The following is a 2,313-nucleotide window of genomic DNA, read 5'->3' on the forward strand; positions in this document are numbered from 1 at the left end:
ATCTTACACTGACCGGGCGAAACGACTGGGCTTCGCAACTTGCCAATTCTTCTACACCTTGTTTCTTCTATCCGTCTGTAGGACTTTCGGGGGTTATCTCCGAAATGCTGACTTTGCCGGAATTTATCGACTATATGAAGGTTCGTGGCTCTTTCAGTTCCGTTGGTATGCCTTATCCCCGTAATCTGACATCGCCCACTTACGAATACGATGAGGCTAATCAGCAATGGAAGCCCAAGACACACTATCCTATCAAGGACTTGAAGCCCGAGCGTACCAACTCGTGGGAATTGGGGCTGGATATGCGTCTTTTCAAGGATTTCAGCCTCGGCTTCTCATGGTATTTGGCAAATACTTTCAACCAAACCTTCGATCCGAAAGTTTCCGTATCTTCCGGTTACAGCAAGATTTATTTGCAGACAGGATATGTGCGCAACTCCGGTGTGGAACTTTCATTGGGCTACGGACATACCTGGAACAACCATTTGCACTGGGAAAGTAATTTCACTCTCTCTCACAACAAGAATACGATAAAAGACCTGGTGACCAGCTATATTCATCCCGAAACGGGATTGCCTATCACACAGAATCGTTTGGATGTAGGCGGATTGGGCAAAGCGCGATTTATTTTGAAGAAAGGGGGTACGTTGGGTGATCTTTACACACAGAGTGACTTGAAACGGGACAATAGTGGCATGGTGGAGATTGATCCTTCCGGTGCGCTGACTACTGAAGACAACCTGCCGGACATTAAGCTGGGTAGTGTATTCCCGAAAGCTAATCTGGCATGGAATAACCGCTTCGAATGGCGTGGTATCAGTCTAAGCGCACTCTTTACAGCACGTATCGGAGGTATTGCTTATTCTGCCACACAGGCGGCAATGGATCAGTATGGAGTGTCCGAACGTTCGGCACAAGCCCGTGACAACGGTGGTGTACTGCTCAACGGACGTACTCTTGTGGATGCGCAAACGTATTACAGCCTCATCGGAAACAGTAGCGGATTGCCGCAGTATTACACTTACAGTGCTACGAACGTGCGTCTTCAAGAAGCCAGTGTGGGTTATACCATTCCCCGCAAATGGCTGGGAGGTGTGTGTGATATCAATGTCTCTGTGGTAGGTCGTAATCTTTGGATGATTTACTGTCGTGCACCTTTCGACCCTGAAGCGGTGGCGAATACCGGTAATTATTATCAAGGCATTGATAACTTCATGTTGCCGAGTACCCGTAATATCGGCGTGAATGTGAAAATAAACTTTTAACCCGTTAAATCAGATCGTATGAAACAAGTGAAATCTTTCTTAAAGATATTCTCCCTGGGACTTCTGCTGGTGGGCGGAGCAGCCTGTACGGGCAACTTCGATGAAATCAACCGCAAGGAGTACGAAGTGACCAAGGATGAGCAGGGACGCGAAAACTACAATATAGGCTCTACCCTGCGAGGTTTGCAAGGGTTGGTGGTACCTACCAAAGAGCATCTTTATCAGTTTATCGAGGCTTTGGCGGCAGGTCCGTTTGCCGGGTATTATGGTACAACGCTCGTGCGTACCGATAAATTTGAAACTTATAACCCGTCTGTTGACTGGCAGGATAAGACGTATGGTGATATTTTTACCGAATCTTATCCGCTTTACCGCGATTTGCAGGATCAGAGCGATGATCCTGTAGCACTGGCTCTTGCCAAATTGCTGCGGGTAGCTATTATGCACCGTATGACGGATATGTATGGCCCCATTCCTTATAGCAAGGTGATAGACGAGCAGGGTAGTGTTTCGCTTAATGTGCCCTATGATTCGCAGGAAGCTGTTTACAAGCAAATGCTGAAGGAACTTGATGAAGTGAGTTCCGTGTTGAAGGAAAATCTTACGATAGGTTCTGAAGCATTCCGTAAGTTTGACGATGTTTATTACGGTGATGTTAGCAAGTGGTATAAATTTGCCAATTCCCTGAAGTTGCGTATGGCTATCCGCATGGTGTATGTTGATCCTACTACGGCACAACAAGTGGCACAGGATGCCGTAGATGCAGGGGTTATCACGGACAATGCCGATAATGCCGAAATGAAGGTGGAGGAAAACCGTGCCGCTATGGTTTTCAACGGCTGGTCCGACCATCGGATGGGTGCCGACTTGCTTTGTTACATGAACGGGTATCAGGATCCTCGGCGGGAGAAGATGTTCACTCAAGTGGAAATCACGGAAACAGTTGGTGGTAAGCCGACGAAAGTGTCCGGCTTTGCCGGTATTCGTATCGGTATTGATGTGGTGAACAAGGAAAGCGTGATAGACCGTTATAGCAAACCGATTATAT

2 protein-coding genes are annotated in these 2,313 nt (G+C 47.3%); both read left to right on the top strand.

All coding sequences use genetic code 11. The features are described 5' to 3' along the window. Positions 1–1,265: TonB-dependent receptor domain-containing protein (locus AB5935_RS24550; RefSeq protein WP_368327706.1), on the top strand; the 1,265-nt coding region annotated here is incomplete at its 5' end. 18 nt (positions 1,266–1,283) lie between these two features. Further along, positions 1,284–2,313, top strand: a 1,030-nt coding sequence (locus AB5935_RS24555) for a SusD/RagB family nutrient-binding outer membrane lipoprotein (protein ID WP_368327707.1), incomplete at its 3' end; no start/stop codon positions are given.

The sequence above is a fragment of the Phocaeicola sp. RTP21198st1_B8_RTP21198_201120 genome (assembly GCF_040929485.1).
In the GTDB taxonomy this organism is placed as follows: Bacteria; Bacteroidota; Bacteroidia; order Bacteroidales; family Bacteroidaceae; genus Phocaeicola; species Phocaeicola dorei.